This window comes from Micromonospora sp. NPDC051924 (assembly GCF_055586005.1).
On record NZ_JBVJJA010000008.1, the window covers coordinates 119,061 to 142,571 of the forward strand.

Genomic DNA, 23,511 nt, shown 5'->3' on the forward strand with positions numbered 1-23,511 from the left:
GGCGTGACAGCAGCGTGCCGGGCAGCCCCGGGGCCGGAGACTGGTCGTACCGTCACGGGGTGACCGAGACGGCCAACGCACGGAAGATCGCCTTCGCCACCTTCGTCCGCCGGGCCTTGGACGACGCGCGGGCCATGCGGGCCTGGAGCGGCACCGAGGTCTCCCGACGCACCGGCGTCTCCCGACAGACCATCAACCGCTGGGTACGCGGCGACTGGGCCAGCGACCCCGAGGTGGAGCGGGTGGTCGCCTTCTGCGAGGGGCTGGGCCTCAACCCGGCAGCCGCGTTCGCCGCGCTCGGCTGGAACCGGGCCACCGCGCCGCGTACCGCCCCCACCGCGCCGCCGATGGATCCGGACGTCGAGGCGCTGCTGCGCCGGCTGGTGGATCCGAACGTGTCCGACGCGGAGAAGTTCCATATCCGGGAGACCATTCGCTACCTCGCTTACCGCCCGACAATGCCGGCTGATGCGGGAAAACGAGGCAGGCAGGCCGGATAGTCGACCCGCCGGATAGTTCCGCAAATGGCGAAAGAACGGCAGGACAGATCCGATCGATCCCCTACGGGCCCGGAGCGGACACGCTAGCGTCCCTGCTTGTACTGCTCGGGGCTCGTCATCGGCGGGGGGACGGGACAAAGCCGAACTTCAGCCCTGCGGGACAGAAGGAGGGGTCTGTCCATGACCCTGAAATGGTTGGCAGTCGTGGTCGCGGTGGTCTCGGTGACATCGTGCGTGACCGGCAACGTGGTGGTCGGCGTACTGAACGGCGGGCAGCTTCCCCTGGTCGTCAACCTCTTCGCCCTCACCACGGCCGGCACCGCGGTGGTCCTCGCCGTCGTCGCCGAGCTGCACGACCGGCTCAACGACCGGGTCAGCGCGCTCACCGAGTTCCTGGTGGCGCGGCTCAACGAGATCGAGGCGCACACCGGCGACCGGAACACCGGCTTCGTGGAGGGCTACCTGCTCAGCCACGGTCAGGACGCGGCCGTGGTGCCGTTCGGGCGCCGGGGGCGGGGGGCCGCCGAACGCTGACCCGAGCCCAGCAGGACGTCACCTCTCGGCCACGAATACGCCGCCGTGCCCGGGGTACGCTGACGCGCGTGCCGCCGTTGAATCTGGGCAACCAGCAGCCGAAGACCCCATTGGACGCCGAGCACGCGTGGCGCGCCACCGCCGCCCGGGCCGCCGACGTGGTGTTCTTCTTCGACTTCGACGGCACGCTCGCGCCGGTCGACGACGACCCCACCGCGGTCCAGCCCGCGCCGAAAGTGCTGGCCGCGCTGGAGGCGCTCGCCCCCCGCGTACGCCGGATCGCCATCGTCTCCGCGCGCCCGGTGGACTTCCTCCGCGACCAGCTCGGCGGCCTCGCCGGCATCGACCTGTACGGGCTCTACGGTCTGGAGCACAGCCACTCCGGCGGCGAGACCGTCACCGAGCCGGCCGCCCTGCCCTGGGTGCCCACCATGGCCGAGCTGGCCGAGCAGGCCCGGGCCGAGCTGCCGCCCGGGGCGCTGGTGGAGTTCAAGCGACTCTCCGTCGCACTGCACTGGCGCACCGCCCCCCAGCTCGGCGACCTGGTGCAGGAGTGGGGCCGGCAGCGGGCCGAGCGGCTGGGGCTGCGCTGCCAGGCCGGGCGGATGGTGCTGGAGCTGAAGCCTCCGGTCGACCGGGACAAGGGCATGGTCATCGGCGAGGTGGTCCGGGACGCCGGCGGCGCCTGGTACTTCGGTGACGACGTCTCCGACATCAAGGCCTTCGCGGCGCTGCGCGCCCGGGCCGCCGCCGATGCGGACTTCCTCGGCGTCTGCGTGGCCGTCGCCAACCCGGAGACCGGTCACGAGGTGGCCGACGCGGCCGACCTCACCCTCGACTCCCCCGCCGCCCTCGCCGACTTCCTCACCAACGCCCTCCCCCACCTCCCCTGACCCACACCCACCCTTGGCGATCTTGCGGTTTTGGTGGGTGCAAAAGCCGCATCTGCACGCCAACAGTCCACCGGAAGTGCAAGATCGCCGGAAGCGGGCGGGGGCAGCGGGCGCGGAGCGGGGGTCGGGGGGTCAGACGCCGTAGCGGCGCTGGCGGGTGGCGTAGGAGCGCAGGGCGCGGAGGAAGTCGACCCGCCGGAAGTCGGGCCAGTTGAGCTCGCAGAAGTAGAACTCGGAGTGGGCGCTCTGCCAGAGCATGAAGCCGGAGAGGCGCTGCTCGCCGCTGGTCCGGATGATCAGGTCCGGGTCCGGCAGGCCCTTGGTGTAGAGGTGCTCCGAGATGTGGTCGACGTCGATCGAGTTGGCCAGCTCCTCGATGGTGCCGCCATTCGCGGCGTGCTCCAGCAGCAGCGAGCGGACCGCGTCGGCGATCTCGCGCCGGCCGCCGTACCCGACGGCGATGTTGACCTGGGCACCACCGCTGCGGTCGCGGGTGCGCTCCTCCGCGGCCTTGAGTGCGGCGGCGTGGGGGGCGGGCAGCACGTCGAGCGCGCCGACCATCCGCAGCCGCCAGGGGTTGCCCTCCTCGGCCAGCTCGGTGGTGAGGTCCTCGATGATCTGGAGCAGCGGGTCCAGCTCGGCGGCCGGCCGGGAGAGGTTGTCGGTGGAGAGCAGCCAGAGCGTGACGTGCCCGACGCCGGCCGCGTCGCACCAGCGCAGCAGCTCCTTGATCCGCTCGGCGCCCATCCGGTGGCCGTCGTTGGGATCGACGAAGCCCATCTCCCGGGCCCACCTGCGGTTGCCATCGCACATCACGCCGACATGCCGGGGCACCGGCTTGCCCGCGAGCTTCGCCGTGAGCCGGCGCTCGTACACGGAGTAGAGGAGTTTCCGCAGAGTCATCACCTTGCAGGGTAGCGACCCGCGTTGAAGATCAGTGCCACGGTGGCCGATCCGCGCGGGTCAGGCCGATGGCGATCATAGCCAGCGTACGGGCGTCGAGACGTCCGTCACCCAGCCCCAGCTCCACCACGTTCCAGTAGACCCGGTCGTCCCGGCGGGCCGCCCGGACCGTCCCGTCCACCACCCACCGGCGCCGGGCCAGCCACGCCGCGGCCGAGCTGTGCCGCAGGTGCGTGCCGAGCCGGCGGCGCAGGCGGTCGGCGTACCGGTGGGCCGCCCGCTCGGGGGTGGCGGCGGCCGCCGCGCCGGCCAGCGCCCCGGAGCGCAGCGCGTAGAAGATCCCCTCACCGGTGAACGGATTGATCAGCGAGAGCGCGTCGCCGGCCAGCACCACCCGGCCCCGGCCCGGTGCCGGCCGGTGGGTGGACAGCGGTAGGTGGTGGGCCCGCAGGTCGGTCACCGTGGCCGGGTCGACGCCGGGGAGCAGGGCGGCCAGCCCGTCGAGCAGGTGGGCGCGGGTCAGCCGCTCGCCGCGCAGCACCTCCCCGTACCCGACGTTCGCCCGGCCGTCGCCGATCGGGAAGGACCAGGCGTACGCGGGCCAGCGCGGCGACGACGTCACGATGAGCTGCTCGGGAGGGCCCGGGAGCCCCGGGGCGTAGCCCCGGATGGCGAGCGCGAGGTGCCGGTCCGGGTTGACCGGGTGGCCGAGCGCCCGGCGCAGCACCGAGCCCGCGCCGTCCGCCCCGACCACCGCCCTCGCCGCCAGGGCACCGTCGAGCACCACCCGGTCGGCGCGCACCTCCACCCGACGTACGGTGTGCCGGCGCAGCTCCGCGCCGGCGCCGACCGCCGCCGCCACCAGCCGGGCGTCGAACACCTGCCGGGGCACCGTGTACGCCGGCCGGGGCAACGCGCGGGCCACGGCACCCCCGCCCGGGCCGATCAGGCGCAACGCGGGCAGCGGACGGTAGCCGTCGACCGCCCCGGTCACCCCGAGCTCGGCGAGGACGTCCAGCGCGTGCGCCGCGATCCCGTCCCCGCAGGCCTTGTCCCGGGGAAAGTCGTACCGGTCGAGCAGCAGCACCCGGGCCCCGCCCCGCCGCGCCGCCAGCGCCGCCGCCGCCCCCGCCGGCCCCGCCCCCACGACGACCACGTCCCACAGCTCCCCCACGCCCCCATCCTCCTCCGCCCCCACCCCGGAACACCGAGCGCCGCGCCCCGCCCGATCGCGTCGATCATGAAGTTGGCGGCAGTGAAGGAGATCGACATCGTCGCCAACTTCATGATCAACGAGGCGGTGGGGTGGGAGTCGGTGCGCGGCGGGTGGTACCGGGGGCGTGGTGGAGGGACCAGAGGCAGAGGAGGGCGGCGGCCAGGAGGGGGGCGCCGTCGCGGATCAGGCCATCCAGGCCGAGGAGCCACCAGCAGAGGGGGAGGTCGATCGCGAGGCTGCCGAGAGCGATGACGACCAGGAGCTTGCGGGCCCAACGGCGGCCGCGCACCACGAACTCGGTGCAGAACAGGACCAGCCAGCTGACCGCGATCCCGGCGGCGAACCAGAACAGCACCGCCGGCACCGCGCTGAGCCGGCCGTCGAGGATGGACCCGCCGGCGACCAGCGCCGGGACCAGCATGAGCGGACTGTAGGTGAACGCGGCGACCCGGGCGGTGAGCAGCCAGCCGGCGACCGGCGCGCGTTTCGGCGTCACCTCCCGCCAGGAGATCACGCCGCCCTCGACGACCAGGCCCTTGCGGTGCCGGACCAGGTGCCCGCCGACCGCGTCCGACCGGTAGAGCAGGACCACCACGGCCAGGCAGAGCGCGGTGAGCACGCCGAAGCCGAGCAGGCCGGGCAGCGGCGGCACCCCCGACCGGGGTACGACCAGCCGCCCCACCGCAAAGACCGTGGTGATCGCGAGGATCAGCCCGAACGGCTTCGCCACCACCCGACCCCGGTTGACGTGCCCGATCAGCACCAGGAAGCCGAGCGAACGCAGCATCGCCCAGCCGGTCCGGACGGCCAGGCCGAACTCCTGCTCCGGGGCGTACCAGTAGTTGAGCAGCTCGACCACGACGGTGGCCACCGCCGTGGCGCCGAGCAGGGTGGTGAGCACCCGAACGGCGGACGGCCGCCGGACCTCGACAGGTTCGGCGGCCGTCCTCATGGGATCCGATGTTGCCCGGTGCGGGCAACCGTCACACCTCTACTTCTGCGGCTCCGCGTCGAGCCGGGCGCGCAGCGCGTCCAGCTCGGCCCAGAGGACGCCGGGGAGCTTGTCCCCGAACTTCTCGAACCACTCGGTGACCAGCGGCAGCTCCTTGCGCCACTCCTCCGGGTCGACCTTGAGGGCGATCCGGACGTCCTCCGGGGTCATGTCCAGGCCCTCGACGTCGAGCGCGTCCTGGGCGGGGACCATGCCGATCGGGGTCTCGACGGCCTCGGCGCGGCCCTCGATCCGCTCGATGACCCACTTGAGCACCCGGGAGTTCTCCCCGAAGCCCGGCCAGAGGAAGCTGCCCTCGGGGTCCTTCCGGAACCAGTTGACGTAGTAGATCTTGGGCAGCTTGGACTCGTCGCCGTCCGCGCCCTTGCCCATCTCGATCCAGTGCCGGAAGTAGTCACCGCCGTGGTAGCCGATGAACGGCAGCATGGCCATCGGGTCGCGGCGCACCACGCCGACCGCGCCGGACGCGGCGGCGGTGGTCTCCGAGGAGAGCGTGGCGCCCATGTAGACGCCGTGCACCCAGTCGCGGGCCTCGGTGACCAGCGGGACGGTGTCCCGCCGCCGGCCGCCGAACAGGATCGCGTCGATCGGCACGCCGTTCGGGTCGTAGTAGTCGTCGGCCAGGATCGGGCACTGGGTGATCGGGGTGCAGAACCGGCTGTTCGCGTGCGACGAGAGGTTCTCGCTCTCCGGCGTCCAGTCGTTGCCCTTCCAGTCGATCAGGTGGGCCGGCGGCTCGCCCATGCCCTCCCACCAGATGTCGCCGTCGTCGGTGAGGGCCACGTTGGTGAAGATGGAGTTGCCGCGGTCCAGCGTCCGCATCGCGTTGGCGTTGGTCTTCCAGTCGGTGCCCGGCGCGACGCCGAAGAGGCCGTACTCGGGGTTGACCGCGTAGAGGCGGCCGTCCGGGCCGAACCGCATCCAGGCGATGTCGTCACCGATGGTCTCGACCTTCCAGCCCGGGATGGTCGGCTCCAGCATGGCGAGGTTGGTCTTGCCGCAGGCCGACGGGAAGGCGCCGGCGATGTGGTAGACCTTGCCCTCCGGCGAGGTGATCTTGAGGATCAGCATGTGCTCGGCGAGCCAGCCCTCGTCGCGGCCCATCACGCTGGCGATCCGCAGCGAGTAGCACTTCTTGCCCAGCAGCGAGTTGCCGCCGTAGCCCGAGCCGTACGACCAGATCTCCCGGGTCTCCGGGAAGTGCGAGATGTACTTGGTCTCGTTGCACGGCCACGCCACGTCCTGCTGGCCCGGGGCGAGCGGGGCGCCGATCGAGTGCAGCGCGTGCACGAAGTCGGCGTCGTCGCCCATGGCCTCCAGGACCTTCGAACCCATCCGGGTCATGATCCGCATCGAGGCGACCACGTACGGGCTGTCGGTGATCTCGACGCCGAACATGGGGCTCTCCGCCTCGACCGGGCCCATGCAGAACGGGATGACGTACATGGTGCGCCCGCGCATGGAGCCGCGGTACAGCTCCGTCATCGTCCGCTTCATCTCGGCCGGCGCCATCCAGTTGTTGGTGGGGCCGGCGTCCGCCTCGTCCACCGAGCAGATGAAGGTGCGCTCCTCGACCCGGGCGACGTCCGTCGGGTCGGTCCGCGAGTAGAACGAGTTGGGCTTCTTCTCGGGGTTCAGCCGGATCAGGGTGCCGTTCTCGACGAGCTCGTCGGTGAGGCGGCGCCACTCCTCATCGGACCCGTCCACCCAGACCACCCGGTCGGGGGTGGTCAGTTCCGCGACCTCACGTACCCAGGCGAGCAGTTTGGGGTGGGACGTCGGGGCCTGATCGATACCCCGAACAGTAGCCGGAGCAACCATGTCACATCTCCTTGTGGTCGACGCTGACCGATGTATGGGATGCACGAGTTCTGGCGAGCGAGTGTGCGTCGCCTTCGTGGAAACCTGGGATTGGGCTCAGCGTAAACCGGGCTGCCCCGCGAGTCAGTGGGACTGGTTGTGAAGAACTGCACAAGGTACGGCCACGCTGCGGCATCGCGATCTGATACCCGCTTTCGCGCGCAGTTTCACGCAAATCTTGCGAAGAACCTCCGCCGGGTCCCGGCGGCACCGACCGTCCGCGGGTGCACCATGCGCGGAACCGCACGCCGGTGTCACGAACGACGATTCCGCGATCCCGCCCACAATTCCACGACAGCCCGTTACGCTCCAGTCACGGAGATCGAAAACGGCGGTCGGTCGGCGGAGGACGCCGGAGGCCGTCGGGCACTCGTGGTCCCACTAGTTGCTTGTTGCCGCTCCCATGTGTCCGGAACCGGTACTCTCGGCGGGTGGCCGCGACGATGACCCGGGACCAGTCGGGGACTCCGCACACCCGTCCGGGTCCGCTCGGCGCGCTCGTCGACCGCTTCGGGCACCTGGTCCACGAGTTGAGCAAGTTCGCCACGGTCGGCGGGTTCGCGTTCCTCGTCGACCTGGCGCTCTTCAACTACCTGGCCAGCGTCCGCCACGTGCCGCCGGTGTTGGCCAAGACCATCTCCACGGTCATCGCGGCGACCCTGGCCTTCCTCGGCAACCGGTTCTGGACCTGGCGGCACCGCCAGCGCTCCAACCCGGCCCGGGAGTACGCGCTCTTCTTCTTCTTCAACGCGGTGGGCCTCGGCATCGCGGTCGCGTGCCTCGCGATCAGCCGCTACGGGTTGGGCGCCGTCTGGCCCGCGGTGTTCAAGACCCCGCTGGCCGACAACGTCGCCAGCTTCATCGTCGGCACCGGCCTCGGGACGCTGTTCCGATTCTGGTCGTACCGGCGGTTCGTTTTCGTGGAGGCGGGAACTCCCCCCGTTCCGGGAGCGAGCCACGACCGAGAGTCCGGGGCGTGACCTACCGCCCAACCTGTCCCGCCGGGCCGAGTCGGCCCTGCCCGCTGACCTAAGGTGTTCCGCATGCCTCTTGTCCGTCTACTGCCCGAGCGCTGGCAGAAGTTCGTCCACGAGGCGCTCAAATTCGGCATCGTCGGCGGCATCAACACCGTCATCAATTACGCGGTGTTCAATGCGCTGGCACTCACGGTTTTCCGCAACGGCCAGCTCAAGGCGACGGTGATCGCGACCATCGTGGCGACGATCACGTCGTATCTGATGAATCGGCACTGGACGTACCGGGACCGACCGGGTTCGGCACTCAAGCGCGAGTACGCCCTGTTTTTCCTGTTCAACGCCACCGGCCTGCTCATCGAACTCGGTGTCCTGGCGGCGGCGAAGTACGGGCTGGGCGTGACCAGCCTGCTGATGCTGAACGTCGCGAAGACCGGCGGCGTCCTGCTGGCCACCCTGTTCCGGTTCTGGTCCTACCGGACCTTCGTCTTCCAGCCGGTCCCGCAGCACGCCGAGGAGACCTGGCACGCCATTCCCCGCGACGAGTGGGACAACGTGGGGGAGATGGACCCGGTGGCGGAGCTGGCCGAGTCGGTCAGCGAGCTGGAGGAGACCGAGCCCCGTCCGGGCGAGCGCGCCAGGCGGGGAACCAGCCTGGCCACCGACCGGGACGCCGACTACGCCCCGCCGCAGGGGCGGCCCGCCCCGGCGGACGCCGGCCTCGGCGGCCTGGACGCCGAGCTGGCCGCCGAACTCCAGCCCACCCCGCGCCGCCTCCCCCGCCGCTGACCGCCCGACCTCCGGCCCGGGGCGCCGCGCGTTGCCCGTTGATCAAGAGGTTTGGGTCGGGAGGAAGCACAGACCCGACGCAAACCTCTTGATCACCACGAGCGGCGCGGGGTCGGGGTCAGGCGGAGGGGTCGCGGAGGGACTTGCCCTCGGTCATGTCGGCCAGGATCTCACGCATCTCGCCGTCGCCCAGGCTGTGCTTGTCGTGGTGGGCCTCGACCAGCTCGTAGAGCCTCGTCTGCACCTTGTCCACGTGCGGCACGTCGGTGAGCACCGACTGGCCCCGCTCACCCGCCGACTCGATGGTCAGGGTGCCGCAGCCGAGCAGCCGCTCGACGAACTTCTGATGCATGGAGTGGTCGTTGATCCGGGTCAGCGGCAGGTCCCGGCGGTTGCGGGAGAAGACACCCTCCTGGAGCAGCACCCGCTCGTTGGTGAAGAGGTAGTGGGTGGTGCGCCAGACCAGGAACGGCCACAGACCCAGCCAGAGCACCAGCACCAGGCCGAGCGCCGCGATCACGTACAGCGCGATGGTGCCACCGCCGCCCTCGGGCAGCAGGACCCAGCCCGCGACCACCGCCGCGATGGCGAGCACCAGCACCAGAATCGGCCTGATCAGGGCCTTCCAGTGCGGATGCAGGTGCAGCACGACGCGCTCGTCCTCGGTGAGCACGTCTTCGGGGAACGCCACGGGAACCTCCTCGCAGAACAGGACGCGCTGACCGTATCCGGTCGACGCATCTTCGCGGGATCGGCCGCGCGGAGGGTGCTCAGCGCAGGTGCAGCACGTCGCCCGCCGCGAGGCGCAACGGGCCGTCCGCCGCGTCGACCAGGAGCTGACCGTCGGCGTCCACCCCGGTGGCGGTGCCGTGCACCTCCCGGCCGTCGGGGAGCAGCACCCGGACCTGCCGACCCACGGTCGCGCAGGCCGCCACGTACGCGTCCCGCAGCCCGCTGGCCACCGCGTCGCCGCCGGCCGAGCGCCAGCGGTCGTACCAGTCGGCGAGGGCGCGGAGCAAAGCGCGCAGCAGCGGGTCCCGGTCGGTGGCGGTGGCCCCGGCGAGCTGGAGCGAGGTGGCCGGCAGCCCGGTCGGGTTCTCCGGCAGCTCGTCGGCGCGGAGAGTGACGTTGAGGCCGATACCGACCACGATCGCGGGCGGCTGGGCCGCGTCGCCCGGCACCGCCTCGGCGAGCACGCCGGCGCACTTGGCACCGTCGATCAGCAGGTCGTTGGGCCACTTGAGGCGGGCGTCCAGCTCGGCCAGCCGGGCCACCGCCTCGACCAGGGCGACCCCGGCGAGCAGCGGCAGCCAGCCGTACCCCTGGGGTGGCACGGGCGACCAGCCGCGCTCCGCGACGGCCACACCGGGCCGGAGCAGGACGCTGGTCGCGATGCCGGCCCGCGGCGGCGACTGCCAGACCCGGCCGCGGCGGCCTCGCCCGGCGGTCTGCCGCTCGGCGACCACCACCAGTCCCTCCGGCTCGCCGGCCCGCGCCGCCTCGCCCACGTCCGCGTTGGTCGAGCCGGTCTCCGCCCGCAGCTCCAGCCGGCGCCACGCCCCGTGCGGGGCGACCAGCGCGCGCCGCAGCCGGGCCGCCGACAACGGCGGGCGGTCGAGATCGGTGTACGGCGAGCCGGGCATCCCGTCAGCCTACGGCCCGGCACGGCGCCGGTCGCCGGGAAGCCGGTGAGGCGCACTGCACAGCGGCGCCGACCTGAACCATCGTTATATTCCGTGGGTGACTACCGAGACCGGGATCAACATCCACACGACCGCCGGCAAGCTGGCGGACCTGGAGCGACGGCTCGACGAGGCGGTGCACGCCGGGTCGGCGCGGGCGGTCGAGAAGCAGCACGCGCGGGGCAAGAAGACCGCCCGGGAGCGGATCGAGATGCTCCTCGACGAGGGCTCGTTCGTCGAGATGGACGAGTTCGCCCGGCACCGCTCCACCAACTTCGGCTTGGAGAAGACCCGGCCGTACGGTGACGGCGTGGTGACCGGCTACGGCACGGTGGACGGCCGGCAGGTCTGCGTCTTCGCGCAGGACTTCACCGTCTTCGGCGGGTCCCTCGGGGAGGTCTTCGGCGAGAAGATCGTCAAGCTGATGGACCTGGCCATGAAGATCGGCTGCCCGGTCGTCGGCATCAACGACTCCGGCGGCGCCCGGATCCAGGAGGGCGTCGCCTCGCTGGGCCTCTACGGCGAGATCTTCTTCCGCAACGTCCGGGCCAGCGGCGTCATCCCGCAGATCTCCCTGATCATGGGCCCGTGCGCGGGCGGCGCGGTCTACTCCCCGGCGGTCACCGACTTCACCGTGATGGTCGACCAGACCTCGCACATGTTCATCACCGGCCCCGACGTGATCAAGACGGTCACCGGCGAGGACGTGGGCATGGAGGAGCTGGGCGGCGCCCGCACCCACAACGCGCGCAGCGGCAACGCGCACTACCTCGGCACCGACGAGGAGGACGCGGTCGAGTACGTGAAGGCGCTGCTGTCGTACCTGCCGTCGAACAACCTGGACGAGCCGGTCGTCTACGACGCCCCGGCCGAGCTGGAGATCACCGACGAGGACCGGGAGCTGGACACGCTGATCCCCGACTCGGCGAACCAGCCGTACGACATGCACCGGGTCATCGAGCACGTCCTCGACGACGGCGAGTTCCTCGAGGTCCAGCCGCTCTACGCGCAGAACATCGTGGTCGGCTTCGGCCGGGTCGAGGGGCGTCCGGTGGGCGTGGTCGCCAACCAGCCGATGCAGTTCGCCGGCACGCTGGACATCGCCGCCTCGGAGAAGGCGGCCCGGTTCGTGCGCACCTGCGACGCGTTCAACATCCCGGTGCTGACCTTCGTGGACGTGCCCGGCTTCCTCCCCGGCACCGGGCAGGAGTGGGACGGCATCATCCGCCGCGGCGCCAAGCTCATCTACGCGTACGCGGAGGCCACCGTCCCGAAGGTCACCGTCATCACCCGCAAGGCGTACGGCGGCGCGTACGACGTGATGGGCTCCAAGCACCTCGGCGCCGACCTGAACTTCGCCTGGCCGACCGCGCAGATCGCGGTGATGGGCGCGCAGGGCGCGGTGAACATCCTCTACCGGCAGGAGCTGGCGAACGCCGAGGACCCGGCCGCGGTCCGGGCCGAGAAGATCGCCGAGTACGAGGACACGCTGGCCAACCCGTACATCGCCGCCGAGCGCGGCTACGTCGACGGGGTGATCCCGCCGCACGAGACCCGTACCCAGGTGGTCCGGGCGCTGCGGGTGCTGCGCACCAAGCGCGAGACGCTGCCCCCGAAGAAGCACGGCAACATCCCGCTGTAGTGGACGGTGCCGGGGGGGGGGGGGGGGGGGGGGGGGGGGGGGGGGAGGGGGGGGGGGGGGGGGGGTGGGGGGGGGGGGGGGGGGGTGGGCGACGCCCCCCCCCCCCCCCCCCCCCCCCCCCCCCCCCCCCCCCCCCCCCCCCCCCCCCCCCCCCCCCCCCCCCCCCCCCCCCCCCCCCCCCACGTCAGCAGCCGGGGTTGGCGGCGACGCAGAGCCGGTCGGCCGCGGCCCGCCCCACGTCGAGCAGTCCCGCCTCGGTGATCGTGCTGCCGGGCACACCGGGGCGAAGCGGCTCTCCCGGCACCAGCACCGTGACCAGGTCGCCGACCCGGACGACCAGCCGGTATTCCGGCCCCGGCGAGATTCCGACCGGCCCGCCGGTGGCCGGATCCACCGGCACGGAGACGGTGTGCCGGAGCAGGACCGCCTGGTCACCGGCGAAGTCGCGGACGACAACGGTCCAGCGGTGCACGACCGTCGCGGTGATCGTCCCCGCGTCCCCCTGGACCGGGCCGGTCTGCCGCCACGCCGCGCAGGCCGCGACCAGGCGGTCGAGCCCGGCGAAGACGCGATCCGCCGCCGTCAACCGGTACACGTCCTGGCTGACGACCGGCCGCCGGTAGGGGGCGAAGCCTTTCACCGTCTCGGTGCCGATCAGGCTCTGCGAGCGGGAGATGCGCGATTCGGTCGCCGCCGGCGACAGCCCCTGGTCCTGCCCGCAGGAGCGGAGCAGGTCGTCGACCCGGACCCGTTCCCCGAGGCCGGTGTCGCCGAGCCGCTCGTCGCTGCTCACCGGCACGTCGGCCGGGTCCAGCATCGCCTCGGTCGGAATCTCCGCGCGTCCGCCGACGGAAGCGGCCGGGGACGGGGACGGGCCCTCGGCCCGGCCCACGAGAACGGCGGAGGCCGCGGCGACGGCCAGCACCGCCGTGGCGGCGGCGACCGCCGTACGCTGGCTGCGGCGCCGGGCCGCCGTCCGGATCTCGGCCGGCTCCGGCCAGCGCACCTCTCCCAGATCCCGGTGCACCAGCTCGACGAACCTCACGTCGTCACGCATCTGCGGCCTCCTCCACATCCACGACGGTGAGCAGCCCGGCGAGCGCCGCCCGCCCTCGGGACAGCCGCGCCTTGACCGTGCCGACCGGCGCCTCGGTCTCCCGGGCCACCTCGGCCACCGGCATGCCGAGCAGGTAGTAGAGGGCGATGGCGGTGCGCTGCTCCTCGGGCAGCCGGCGCAGCGCGGCGACCACCTCGACGGTGTCGGTGCTCGGCTCGGGGATGCTCTCCGGCATCCCGTGCCGCAGGTAAGCCCGGGCCCGGCTGCGCAGGCTGCGCCAGCGGCTCACCGCGATCCGGCTGGCCACCACCCGGACCCAGGCCTCCGGATCGTCGTACCGGGACACCGCTGACCAGCGCTGCCAGGCCCGGATGTACGCCTCCTGCACGGCGTCCTGGGCCTCGGCCAGGTCGCCGGTGAGCACGTAGACGAAGCCGAGCAGCCGTTGCCGGCTGCCGCGGTAGAACTCGTCGAATCCCTCGCTGTCGGGCACCTGTCACCTCCCCGTGTTCGCAGGGGACACGCCTGGCGCGCGGGGTGTGGTTGCCCGATCAGCCGAGCATTTTCTCCAGCTCGGCGAGGGGGAAGCCGCCGGCCGGGATCCGCTCGTGGACCGCACGCCGGACGGCGACCTGGACCGACGCGTTCGCCGGGGTGGGTACGCCGTGCAGCCGGCCGAGCAGCACGATCTCGCCGTTGAGGTGGTCGGCCTCGGCGGACCCCGTGCCCCGGGCCAGGCTCTGCCAGGTGGAGCCGCCGGCCCGTTCCTCGCCGTCGACCGGCCGGTGCCGGACCCGGTCGCCCCGCTCGGCGGCCTCCTCGGCGGGCGTGGTGTGCGGGATGCCGGCGGCGGCGAGGACCGCCTCTCCCTCGGCGCGTACCCGGGCGGCCAGCGCCTCGGGGATGTCCCGGCCGAGCAGCGCCTGGAGGCCGTTGCCGAGGTTGCCGAGCAGCTTGCCGTACTTCCAGCGCATCACGTCGTCGCGGACCGGGGCGACGAACCCGGCGGCGGTCAGGTCGGCGGCGACCGCCCGGCTGGTGTCGTCCGATCCGGACGGATAGCGGCCGAGGTGGAGCATCCCCGGGTGGGGGTGCCCGTTGGCGACGACCACGCCCGGTTCCAGGTGGGTGGCCGGCAGCCAGACGCAGACCGGGTGCACCCGGGCGAAGAGCCGCAGCGCGGCCCGCTCGTTGGCGACGCCGTTCTGGGCGAGCACGATCGGCAGCCGCTCGCCGGCCGCGCCGCCGTCCTCGACCGGGGTGTCCACCCAGGCGGCCAGCGCCGCCTCGGTGTCCTGCGACTTCACGGTCAGCACCAGCACGGTGTCGGCGGGCAGCGGCCGCTCGCCGGGCCCGGCCACCGCGGGCAGCCGGCTGGTCACCGTGCCCGCCGGCGTGCGCAGGGTCAGGCCTCGCTCCTGGAGCGCGGCCAGGTGCGCGCCGCGGGCCACCAGCGTCACGTCCCGGCCGGCCTCCCCCAGCCGTACGCCGATGGTGCCGCCGACCGCGCCCGCTCCGATGATCAGGTACCGCATCCGTCCGATTCTGCCGCGTGCCCGGTCAGGCTGCCTCGGCGAGGTGGCACAACCACTCCTTGCCCGCCGGTTGCGTCCTTCCCGTGGCCCGCGGACCCTCAGGCGGTGAGGCCCCAGTCGGTGAGGATCGGGCCGGCGAGCAGCAGCGCGCCGGCGGCGAGCGCGGCCAGGCTTACCAGCATGAAGACGCCCACCCAGAACAGCGGCGGGAACGGCGTGAGCCGGGCGAGCTGGTCCGCGTCGGACTCCGGCATCCGGCCCCGGCTGCGCAGCCGTTGCAGCTCCACCACCGGGCGTACGCCGCCGAGCAGGAGGAACCACACCGAGGTCCACGCGAAGGCGGCCTGCACCTGTGGGGACGCGTACCACGAGACGGCCAGCACCACGCCGCCGGTGACCAGCAGCGACAGCACGCCGAACACGTTGCGGATCATGACCAGCATGGCCAGCAGCAGCGCCACGGCAACCCAGAGCAGCAGGGTGATCCGGTTGCCGGCGAGCAGCCACGCCCCGGCGAGACCGACCAGCGACGGGGCCACGTACCCGGCGAGCAGGGTGAGGATCATCCCCGGGCCGCTGGGACGCCCAGCCGAGAGGGTCAGCCCCGAGGTGTCCGAGTGCAGCCGGATGCCGCGCAGCTTGCGGCCGGTGAGCAGCGCCGCCAGCGCGTGGCCGCCCTCGTGGGCGATGGTCACCGCGTTGCGGGAGATCCGCCAGGACAGCCGGGTGGCGACCACCAGGACCGCGACGACGGCGGTGAGCAGGACCAGCAGCGGCGGCGGGTCCGGCTGCGCGCTCGTCAGCTTGTCCCAGATGGTCGTCAGGCCGTCGATCAGGGGCATGGGCGGGGAGCCTACCGGCCCGAACTGTGTCGTTCATAGGGTGCGGCCTCGTATCGCGGGAGCGTCACCGAGCCGTTTCGCTGGGTGCTGGACCCGGCCACCCTCTGCTGAGTCGCCCCGGCCCCGACGTCGCGAGAACACCGGGGCGATGACGGTCGTCGATGAAAATTTCTTTAGAACCTCTTGTGATCTTGGGCAGTTACCTCCAAGTATGGTCGTCAATCGATTGACGTCCATGGAGGCATCAATGGTCCGCAGACTGTCCGTACGCCGGCTGCTCGCCGCCGGTCTCACCGTCGTCGCCACCGCGACGGCGGCCCTCGTCGCCACCGCCGGACCGGCCGCCGCGGCCACCACCCCCGGCATCGACGTGTCGCACTACCAGGGCACGATCAACTGGACCAGCGTGAAGAACGCCGGCATCCAGTTCGCCTACATCAAGGCCACCGAGGGCACCAGTTACAAGGACCCGGCCTTCAACAGCAACTACACCAACTCGTACTACGCGGGCGTGATCCGCGGCGCGTACCACTTCGCCCGGCCGAACATCTCCGGCGGCGCGACCCAGGCCGACTACCTGGCCAACAACGGCGGCGCCTGGTCCGCCGACAGCCGTACCCTGCCGGCCGCCCTCGACCTCGAGGCGAACCCGTACAGCGGCGGCTACTGCTATGGCCTGACCACCTCCGGGATGCGCACCTGGATCAGCGACTTCCTCAACCGCTACAAGTCCCGCACCACTCGGTACGCCGTCATCTACACCACCACCAGCTGGTGGAACCAGTGCACCGGCAGCTGGACCGCGCCGTGGACCAACCACCCGCTCTGGGTCGCCCGCTGGTCCACCTCGCCCGGCACGCTGCCGGCCGGCGCCCCGGTCTGGAGCTTCTGGCAGTACACCGCGAGCGGCTCGGTCTCCGGGATCAGCGGCAGCGTCGACCGCGACTACTGGAACGGTGACCGCACCCGCCTGGTCGCCCTGGCCAACAACACCGCCTGACGCACCGGCCCGACAGCGGTCGGCGGCAGCGGGACCGCACCTGGTCCCGCTGCCGCCGTCGTCTGTGTCGCCTCGGTCAGGCCCTGCGTCGCGTGGCGACCGGTACGGGGACGGCGCCCCGCCCGGCCAGGGTGGTCCGCCGGGCCAGCCGCCACGTCGCCACCCCCGCGACGACGAGGGCCACGACACCGAGCACCGCGACCGGCGCGGACAGGCCGGCGCTCACCAGCAGCAGGACGATGTCGCCGAGCGCGACCAGCATCCACAGTGCCAGCCGGGGTCCGGTGTCCTTGTGTCGGTGACTCATTGTCGTACCTCCTTCCGTCGTCGCGGGTTCAATACCCCCTCCGACGGAAGGCCATGCGAGTCAATTTCGCGAGGGCGGGATTCCCCGGCTCAGTTGCTCCGGTCCGGCTCGAAGTGCTTGATGATGATCTGCCAGTTGGCCAGGTTGGCGTCCCAGTCCTTGGCCGGGACCTCCCAGCGCAGGGCGTAACCCCGGTTGCTGGCGGTGGCCACGCCCCGGTTGCGGACGTGGAACCGGACGCCGTTCCGGGTTTCCAACCAGTCCCAGTCCGCGCAGGTCCGGTACCAGTCGCAACGCTTGATTCCCAAGTTCTGGTAGTTCTTGACACGGCTGGCGCGGTTCGGCTCCTGCTGCTGCCAGTCCGCCACCGCGTCCTTCTTCGGCGTGGACGTCCACTGGATGAGCAGCACCCGGTTCGCGCCACCGACCTCGTACAGCACCACGGAGTTGTCGGCGGAGCGGACCCTTGCCTTCCATCCCTTCGGGATCGGCACCTTGAAGCCGATCGGCCCCTCGTACAACTGCCAACCCGCCGGCAGGGCATTCGGGTCGGTGGACGTGGTGGCCGACGGGGTCGGGCTGGGCGCCGCGCTGCTCGGCGCGGCCGAGGTCGGCGCGGCGCTGGTCGGGGCCGGGGCCGACGAGGTGGCGGCGGTCGACCGCCCGCCGTCGCCGCCCTCGTCGTCGCCGTTGTTGAGCAGCGGCACCGCCACCACCAGGCCGATGAGCAGCAGCGCGACCAGCGCGCCGATCAGCAGGTTGCGGCGGTTGCGCTCCGGCTTCGTACCCGGAACGACGGCCGCCCGGCCGGTCGACGGCGCCGGGCTCACCGGCTCCGACAGGAACGAGGTCGGGTTCTTCGGCGGGCTCGGCGGCTGCGCGGACGCCTCGTCCACCCGCGTCTCGTCGAGCGCCGGGGCGGATTCATCCACCCGGGTGTCGTCGGCGGCAAGCGGCGGCGCGGTGTCGAGCTTCGCGGTCGGCTCGGCGACCGGCGGGCTCACCTTCGCGGTCGGCGCGGCGTCAGCGGACCCGGCCGCAGCCGCAGCCGCGCCGGCAGCAGCCGTACCCGGGGCGAACCTCGGGGTGGTCGACCGTTCGGCCGGGCGCGGCGCCGGTACCAGCGGCGGGCGCGGCTCGCGCGGACCGTTCGGCCCCGGCCGGCGTACGCCGTCCAGCAGCGAAATGCTCTTCGCCCGCCGGCCGGCGGCCTTGCGCAGCAGGCGCTCCGCGACCTCGGCGGTGATCCGCTCGTCCGGGTCCTTGCGCAGCAGGCCCTGGAGCAACGGCTTCAGCGGCCCGGCGTTCTTCGACGGCGGCAGCGGCTCGGTGGCGAGCGCGGCCAGGGTGGCGATCGCCGACGGCCGGGCGTACGGCGACTTGCCCTCCACCGCGGCGTAGAGCGTCGCGCCCAGCGACCAGAGGTCCGCCTCCGGACCCGCCGTGCCGTCCCGCGCCCGCTCCGGCGCGATGTACGCGGGCGAGCCGAGCACCATGCCCGTCCGGGTGACGTTCGGGTCGCCCGGGATGGTGGCCAGGCCGAAGTCGGTGAGCACCACCCGGCCGTCGCTGCCCAGCAGCACGTTGCCCGGCTTCACGTCGCGGTGCATGATGCCGGCCTTGTGCGCGGCCTTCAACGCGCCCAGCACCCCGAGGCCGATCTCGACGGCCTTCGCCGGCGACACCGGACCGTCCTCGGCGATGGTGTCCTGCAAGGACTTGGACGGCACATACTCCATGACGATCCACGGATCGCCGTCGGTACGCAGCACGTCGAAGATGCGGACCACGTTGATGTTGTTGAGGCGGGCGATGGCCCGCGCCTCCCGCAGCGAGCGCTCGCGCATCTCGCGGCGCTCCTCGGGGGTGAGGCTGGGCGGCGGCACGAGTTCCTTGATCGCCACGTCCCGGTGCAGGACCTCGTCGCGCGCTTTCCACACCCGACCCATGCCGCCCTGGCCGAGCGGCGAGATGAGCCGGTACCGGTCGGCGACAAGTTGGGGAAGCGCATCAGACATCGCTGAGACGGTACCCGGCAGCCTCAACGCGTACACCGCCGGCACGCCACTGTGCGGCGAAGGTCAAGTTCTGGACGCGTACCCTGAGGTCATGTCTGCCGAAGAGCCGCTGTTCCGGATCGTCCGCGGGGTGCCCACCGCCGAGGAGCTGGCCGCGCTGGTCGGCGCGATCGCCGTCCGGACCCGACCGGCCGCCGCCCCCGCGCCGGCCGCCGTCTCGCAGTGGGCTCGCAGCGCCCGTCCGGCGGGCGCGGCGCCCGCCGCCGGCCCGGGCGCATGGCGCGCCTCCGGCCTCCCCCGCTGACCCTTCCCCGGGTACGCCCCCCTGCCGGGATCCGCCGGGAGCCATTAGCCTCACTCAGGGAAACGGCGCGGTGACAGGCAGGGAGGGTCGATGATCCCCGAGGAGAACCAGCCGGCGGGTTGGCTGCGTGGTTACGGCGGCATCGAGGCCGACATCCGACAGATGCGAGAGTTCGCCGACCGGCTCCACGACGAGGTGGCGCGCAACTACGCCCCGCACCTGTCGTACATCGCCGACGACCTGAAGGCGGAGATCCCCAACCCGGCCGACGCGTTCGTCGAACTGGTGCAGTTCCTCCAAGCGCACCACGAGACCCAGACGGCCGCCGCCCAGGTGGTATGGGGCATGGTCCCCGCCACCGGCCACCTCGCCGAGGCCGCCGGCCTCATCGCCACCACGTACCAGCACTCCGACGCCTTCACCGCGGCCCGGGTCGCCGACGTCGAACGGGCGCTCGCCAGGCCGATCACGACCGTGCCACGCCCGACACCGCCGCTGCACGATCCCACCGGGCCGGAGGACGGGCCGGTGGTGCTGCCGTGATCGAACGGGGCAGCGGCCGCACCAGCGGACTCACCGACTGGCAACTGATGGACGTGCACAGCATGTGGGCGTGCCTGCAGGACCAGGACACCACCGGGCAGTGGAAGCAGGTCGCCGGGTGGCGCAAGATCTGCGACCTCGCCCTGGCCCACCTCGGCCGCCTGCGGGAGTACCGGCGCGGACTCGCCGAGGCGTGGCCGCCCGAGACCAACGCCGCCGCCCGGGCCTACATCGGCGAGCTGGACCAGCTCATCGACAAGGCGCAACGCACCCACGACGCCGCCGCCGCGAACTACGACGCGCTCGCCGCCGCCACCCGCGCCATCGGCAGCACCCGCGCCGAACTCCAGCCGCTCTACGACGAGTACGTGGCCAAGTTCAAGCAGAAGCAGGCGTACGAGGAGGTTCTCGCCGACCCGAAGGCGGTGGCGGGCAGCCGGCTGCCTGCGCAGTCGCCGGTGACGGAGGCGGAGCTGGAGCGGTTGAACGTGCAGGCACGGGGGTTGATGTCGGGGCTGAGCGGCGAACTCCAACAGGCCCAAGCCATGCTTAGCAAGCCTCCGCCGCCAATGCGGCCAGGCCGTCAGACGAACGAAGCAGACACGTACAACGGGGTGACCGCGATCCCTGTAATTCCTCCAGTCGTCGCGGTACCGGTCGCCTCACCACGCTCAGTTTCCTCCGCCGGCCACCCTGCGGCACCTGCGCCCTGGGTATCCGTGCCTGCAAGTGGCCCTATTCAGGGAGCAGGGCCTGTACTGGGTGGAGTCGGTTCAGGGCTTTCCGCATCGCCTCCTCAGCCCACCATTCCTGGCACCGTACCCACTCCACTAGGACCGAGCGGGGGATCACCCTCGCCGCTTCCTGCGACGCCAGGCTTCGGACGGGCTCCGGCGAACCGTTTTAACGGACCTCCAGTTCCCCCTGGCCAGGCAACAAACGAGCCGCCAAACTCTGCTCCCCGCCCAACACCACCGAGCGCGCCGCGCGCCATGCCACCCGGCGGGTTGATCGGAGGCATGCCAGGGTTGGGACTAGGCCAGCCTTCCGGATCTACGCCACGCCGCATCAACCCGGTAGGCGGTGTGATCGGTGGGGGCGCTGCTGGCACAGCACCAAGTGGTGCCGCGGGCTCTAGGCCTGGGGGAGGTCGTGCGGCCCAATTCAATACAGCCCATGGTCTCACTCCGATCGGCGGTTCACCTTCCAACACAGGCGCTGAGCATCCGAGCAGTCGACTCGGTCGAGACCCGCAAAAAGCTGACGGCCCTCGCCGCTGGGACCCGGATAATCCTTGGGAGACCGACCAAGGGGTCAGTCCAATAATGCTGCCGCCCGATGAGGAAGGGCCGATCGACCCCGGTCCCGCAATCGGATTTAGCCGGTGATGACCAAGCTTGCTCTGACAATCGCGGCCTTGATATTGGCGACGCCATCTTTAGCTTCCTGGCCAGCGGTTGCCGTGCCAGGCTCTGACGAAGCGATGCGAATACGTGCCGACCAGTGGCACCTTCGCTATCTGAAAGCGGACCAGGCGAACCAAATATGTCGGGGCCAAGGAATTATCGTCGCTGTTCCCGACACCGGTGTCGATCCTCACCCAGACTTGAGATTCAACCTGCTTACAGGGACAGCAACCCTCGCCGGAAGTTCCGGCGACGGGCGACAGGACGACAATAGCCATGGGACCAGCATGGCTGGGTTAATTGCCGCTCACGGCCGCGCGAGAGACACCGGCGCCCTAGGTATCGCACCCGACGCGAAGATCCTGCCGATCAAGTCATCGAACGCTGACAACCTCGGCACTCCTGACGATCTTGCTCGCGGCATCGAGTATGCGGTTTCCAACGGCGCAGATGTCATCAGCATCTCTAGCAACGGCGGGTCAAGCCCGGAGCTAATCAGAGCAGTGAAGGCTGCGGTATCTGCTGACATCGTTGTAGTGGCGGCGGCCGGCAACGCTCCCGAGGACTCCTACGTGGGCTACCCGGCTACGGAGAAGGGAGTCATCGCGGTTGGAGGAATTGATCGGTCTGGTAGACATGCCGCGATCTCAGTGACTGGACCGGAAATCGACGTCGTGGCCCCGGCGGTCGACGTCTACAGCACCAGCTACGACGGCAAGTACTCGAAGGGCACGGGCACATCAAGCGCCACTGCGATCGTGGCTGGCGCTGCCGCCCTCATCCGCTCCAAGTACCCCGACCTCCCCGCCCAAGAGGTCGCCCACCGCCTCACCGCCACCGCGATCGACAAGGGTCCACCCGGCCGCGACGACGAGTACGGCTACGGCGTCATCGACCTGGTCGCCGCCCTCACTGCGGACGTACCCCCACTGGGCTTCGATTCGTCGAACGTGACCGCACCCGCCACGAGCGGGGCGGCGGGCGCAGACGACAGCGGCGACGACGGGGCGACCGTACGCGGGCTGGCGACCCTGGGGGTACTGGTGGCGGTGGGCGGTGGTTATCTCGTGTGGCGGCGGCGTCGCCGTGCCGACGACCCGCCGCCGCGGATCAGCCGGTAGCGTCGGTGGGGTGTTGACCTCCGTACCGCTGCGCCTCGTGCTCGCCTCGCAGAGTCCCGCCCGCCGCAAGCTGCTCCAGGCCGCCGGGATCGAGCCTGACGTGCTGGTCAGCGGCGTCGACGAGTCGCAGGTGGTCAGCGACCGGGCGGAGGATCTGTGCCTGGAGTTGGCGCGACTGAAGGCGCAGGCGGTGCTGGGTCGGCTGCGCGGCACGCCGGACGAGCGGACGTTGGTGCTGGGCTGCGACTCGGTGCTGGCGTTCGACGGGGAGATCCTGGGCAAGCCGGCCGACGCGGCGGACGCCACCCGGCGGTGGGAGCGGATGCGGGGCCGCAGCGGGGTGCTGCACACCGGGCACTGCCTGATCGACGTGCTCCACGAGTCGCGGGCGGAGGCGGTCGCCTCGACGACGGTGCACTTCGCCGACATCAGCGACGAGGAGATCGCCGCGTACGTGGCGACGGGCGAGCCGCTGGCGGTGGCCGGGGCGTTCACCATCGACGGGCTGGGCGGGGCGTTCCTGACCGGCATCGAGGGTGATCCAGGCACGGTGGTGGGACTTTCCCTGCCCCTGCTGCGCAGTCTGCTCGCCGAGCTGGAACTGAGCGTCACCGATCTGTGGACGAAGGTCGCGCCGGGGGGCCAGGAGGTCGAGCATCTCGGCTAGCGTCCGGTCATGACCACGAAGCCGCTGCCGCTGACCCCGGAACTGCACGCCTACCTCGTCGCGCACGGATCGGCCCCGGACGAGGTCGTCCGGGAGTTGGCCGAGGAGACCCGGGCCGTCCTTCCTGCCCAGGCGGGCATGCAGGTCGCGCCGGAGCAGGCCGCGTTCCTGACCTTCCTCACCAGGCTGCTCGGCGTCCGGCAGGCCGTCGAGGTGGGCACGTTCACCGGGCTCTCCTCGCTGGCGATCGCCCGCGGGCTGGCCGAGGGCGGCCGGCTGACCTGCTTCGACATCTCCGAGGAGTACACCGGCGTCGCCCGGCGGTACTGGACGCGGGCCGGTGTGCAGGACCGGATCGAGCTGCGGATCGGTCCGGCCGCGGAGACGCTGCGGGAACTGCCCCGGGAGCGGCATCTGGACTTCGCGTTCATCGACGCGGACAAGGTGGGGTACCCGGTCTACTGGGACGAGCTGGTGCCCCGGATGCGGCCGGGCGCGGTGATCGCGGTGGACAACACGTTGCGCGGCGGCCGGGTGCTCGCCCCGCAGAACGCCGACGACCGGGCGATCGCCGCGTTCAACGACGAGATTCTCGCCGACGTCCGCGTCGACGTGGTCATGCTCCCGATCGCCGACGGCGTGACGCTCGCCCGGGTGCGCTGAACCATATCGGCGAGGTGGCGGCCACCGCGGACCGGGGAGACCG

The 23,511-nt window shown here is 71.7% G+C and carries 24 protein-coding genes; 12 read left to right on the forward strand and 12 right to left on the reverse strand.

Annotated elements, in window-relative coordinates; all coding sequences use genetic code 11:
• Positions 1–59: 59 nt before the first annotated feature.
• The 3 genes from ACZ6S5_RS08990 (at position 60) to otsB (ending at position 1,927) form a co-directional block, all read left to right on the forward strand.
• Positions 60–500: an XRE family transcriptional regulator gene (locus tag ACZ6S5_RS08990; protein WP_465999290.1), complete on the forward strand. Its 441-nt coding sequence runs from the start codon at positions 60–62 to the stop codon at positions 498–500.
• A gap of 180 nt (positions 501–680) precedes the next feature.
• The gene (locus tag ACZ6S5_RS08995; RefSeq protein ID WP_393175545.1) at positions 681–1,034 is read left to right on the forward strand and encodes a hypothetical protein; all 354 of its coding nucleotides are present in this window, start codon (positions 681–683) and stop codon (positions 1,032–1,034) included.
• Positions 1,035–1,102: 68 nt separating this feature from the next.
• Positions 1,103–1,927 (forward strand): trehalose-phosphatase, encoded by an 825-nt coding sequence (otsB, locus tag ACZ6S5_RS09000; RefSeq protein ID WP_465999293.1) that lies wholly within the window; start codon positions 1,103–1,105, stop codon positions 1,925–1,927.
• A gap of 132 nt (positions 1,928–2,059) precedes the next feature.
• Here the strand turns inward: otsB and ACZ6S5_RS09005 are convergent, their stop codons facing one another.
• The 4 genes from ACZ6S5_RS09005 to ACZ6S5_RS09020 form a co-directional block, all read right to left on the reverse strand.
• Complete coding sequence (locus ACZ6S5_RS09005) at positions 2,060–2,830, reverse strand: isoprenyl transferase (protein ID WP_465999295.1); 771 nt, start codon at positions 2,828–2,830, stop codon at positions 2,060–2,062.
• Between the two features lie 31 nt (positions 2,831–2,861).
• Positions 2,862–3,995 carry an NAD(P)/FAD-dependent oxidoreductase gene (locus ACZ6S5_RS09010; protein ID WP_465999438.1) on the reverse strand — a complete coding sequence of 378 codons (1,134 nt, stop codon included), beginning with the start codon at positions 3,993–3,995 and terminating at the stop codon, positions 2,862–2,864.
• 124 nt (positions 3,996–4,119) lie between these two features.
• On the reverse strand, positions 4,120–4,998 hold the full coding sequence (locus ACZ6S5_RS09015) for a hypothetical protein (protein WP_465999297.1): 879 nt from the start codon (positions 4,996–4,998) through the stop codon (positions 4,120–4,122).
• A 39-nt stretch (positions 4,999–5,037) separates the two neighbouring features.
• Entirely contained in the window at positions 5,038–6,879 is a 1,842-nt protein-coding gene (locus tag ACZ6S5_RS09020) for a phosphoenolpyruvate carboxykinase (GTP) (RefSeq protein ID WP_465999299.1), read from the reverse strand.
• 428 nt (positions 6,880–7,307) lie between these two features.
• Between ACZ6S5_RS09020 and ACZ6S5_RS09025 the strand changes: the two genes are divergently transcribed.
• Together ACZ6S5_RS09025 and ACZ6S5_RS09030 are read left to right on the forward strand one after the other, a co-directional pair.
• Positions 7,308–7,898 carry a GtrA family protein gene (locus ACZ6S5_RS09025; RefSeq protein WP_465999300.1) on the forward strand — a complete coding sequence of 197 codons (591 nt, stop codon included), beginning with the start codon at positions 7,308–7,310 and terminating at the stop codon, positions 7,896–7,898.
• A gap of 63 nt (positions 7,899–7,961) precedes the next feature.
• Positions 7,962–8,681, forward strand: a complete 720-nt coding sequence (locus ACZ6S5_RS09030) for a GtrA family protein (RefSeq protein ID WP_465999302.1) — start codon at positions 7,962–7,964, stop codon at positions 8,679–8,681.
• A gap of 118 nt (positions 8,682–8,799) precedes the next feature.
• Here the strand turns inward: ACZ6S5_RS09030 and ACZ6S5_RS09035 are convergent, their stop codons facing one another.
• Together ACZ6S5_RS09035 and ACZ6S5_RS09040 are read right to left on the reverse strand one after the other, a co-directional pair.
• A complete protein-coding gene (locus tag ACZ6S5_RS09035; RefSeq protein WP_465999304.1) occupies positions 8,800–9,372 on the reverse strand; it encodes a PH domain-containing protein in 573 nt (190 codons plus the stop codon).
• 79 nt (positions 9,373–9,451) lie between these two features.
• Positions 9,452–10,324, reverse strand: coding sequence for a biotin--[acetyl-CoA-carboxylase] ligase (locus ACZ6S5_RS09040; RefSeq protein ID WP_465999306.1), 873 nt, complete (start codon positions 10,322–10,324; stop codon positions 9,452–9,454).
• Between the two features lie 97 nt (positions 10,325–10,421).
• Between ACZ6S5_RS09040 and ACZ6S5_RS09045 the strand changes: the two genes are divergently transcribed.
• Positions 10,422–12,005: an acyl-CoA carboxylase subunit beta gene (locus ACZ6S5_RS09045; protein ID WP_465999308.1), complete on the forward strand. Its 1,584-nt coding sequence runs from the start codon at positions 10,422–10,424 to the stop codon at positions 12,003–12,005.
• Between the two features lie 184 nt (positions 12,006–12,189).
• Here ACZ6S5_RS09045 and ACZ6S5_RS09050 read toward each other — a convergent pair whose 3' ends face one another.
• The 4 genes from ACZ6S5_RS09050 to ACZ6S5_RS09065 form a co-directional block, all read right to left on the reverse strand.
• Entirely contained in the window at positions 12,190–13,062 is an 873-nt protein-coding gene (locus ACZ6S5_RS09050; RefSeq protein ID WP_465999310.1) for a hypothetical protein, read from the reverse strand.
• The gene (locus ACZ6S5_RS09055; RefSeq protein ID WP_465999311.1) at positions 13,055–13,555 is read right to left on the reverse strand and encodes a SigE family RNA polymerase sigma factor; all 501 of its coding nucleotides are present in this window, start codon (positions 13,553–13,555) and stop codon (positions 13,055–13,057) included. Before ACZ6S5_RS09055 ends, ACZ6S5_RS09050 begins: the two co-directional genes overlap by 8 nt.
• Before the next feature lie 58 nt (positions 13,556–13,613).
• Positions 13,614–14,597 (reverse strand): ketopantoate reductase family protein, encoded by a 984-nt coding sequence (locus ACZ6S5_RS09060; protein WP_465999313.1) that lies wholly within the window; start codon positions 14,595–14,597, stop codon positions 13,614–13,616.
• A 98-nt stretch (positions 14,598–14,695) separates the two neighbouring features.
• Positions 14,696–15,439, reverse strand: coding sequence for a M50 family metallopeptidase (locus tag ACZ6S5_RS09065; protein ID WP_465999315.1), 744 nt, complete (start codon positions 15,437–15,439; stop codon positions 14,696–14,698).
• A 247-nt stretch (positions 15,440–15,686) separates the two neighbouring features.
• Here ACZ6S5_RS09065 and ACZ6S5_RS09070 point away from each other — a divergent pair, with 247 nt between their 5' ends.
• Positions 15,687–16,439: a GH25 family lysozyme gene (locus ACZ6S5_RS09070; protein ID WP_465999317.1), complete on the forward strand. Its 753-nt coding sequence runs from the start codon at positions 15,687–15,689 to the stop codon at positions 16,437–16,439.
• A gap of 76 nt (positions 16,440–16,515) precedes the next feature.
• Here the strand turns inward: ACZ6S5_RS09070 and ACZ6S5_RS09075 are convergent, their stop codons facing one another.
• Both ACZ6S5_RS09075 and ACZ6S5_RS09080 read right to left on the reverse strand, forming a co-directional pair.
• The gene (locus ACZ6S5_RS09075) at positions 16,516–16,746 is read right to left on the reverse strand and encodes a hypothetical protein (protein ID WP_452309725.1); all 231 of its coding nucleotides are present in this window, start codon (positions 16,744–16,746) and stop codon (positions 16,516–16,518) included.
• Between the two features lie 89 nt (positions 16,747–16,835).
• Positions 16,836–18,764 (reverse strand): serine/threonine-protein kinase, encoded by a 1,929-nt coding sequence (locus ACZ6S5_RS09080; RefSeq protein WP_465999319.1) that lies wholly within the window; start codon positions 18,762–18,764, stop codon positions 16,836–16,838.
• 91 nt (positions 18,765–18,855) lie between these two features.
• Between ACZ6S5_RS09080 and ACZ6S5_RS09085 the strand changes: the two genes are divergently transcribed.
• From ACZ6S5_RS09085 to ACZ6S5_RS09105, 5 genes are all read left to right on the forward strand, one after another.
• On the forward strand, positions 18,856–19,068 hold the full coding sequence (locus tag ACZ6S5_RS09085) for an acyl-CoA carboxylase subunit epsilon (RefSeq protein ID WP_465999321.1): 213 nt from the start codon (positions 18,856–18,858) through the stop codon (positions 19,066–19,068).
• A 90-nt stretch (positions 19,069–19,158) separates the two neighbouring features.
• A complete protein-coding gene (locus tag ACZ6S5_RS09090; protein ID WP_465999323.1) occupies positions 19,159–19,611 on the forward strand; it encodes a hypothetical protein in 453 nt (150 codons plus the stop codon).
• Positions 19,612–20,998: 1,387 nt separating this feature from the next.
• Positions 20,999–22,138: a S8 family serine peptidase gene (locus ACZ6S5_RS09095; RefSeq protein WP_465999440.1), complete on the forward strand. Its 1,140-nt coding sequence runs from the start codon at positions 20,999–21,001 to the stop codon at positions 22,136–22,138.
• A gap of 10 nt (positions 22,139–22,148) precedes the next feature.
• On the forward strand, positions 22,149–22,805 hold the full coding sequence (locus tag ACZ6S5_RS09100; protein ID WP_465999325.1) for a Maf family protein: 657 nt from the start codon (positions 22,149–22,151) through the stop codon (positions 22,803–22,805).
• 9 nt (positions 22,806–22,814) lie between these two features.
• Positions 22,815–23,468 (forward strand): O-methyltransferase, encoded by a 654-nt coding sequence (locus ACZ6S5_RS09105; protein ID WP_465999327.1) that lies wholly within the window; start codon positions 22,815–22,817, stop codon positions 23,466–23,468.
• The last annotated feature ends 43 nt before the right edge of the window (positions 23,469–23,511 follow it).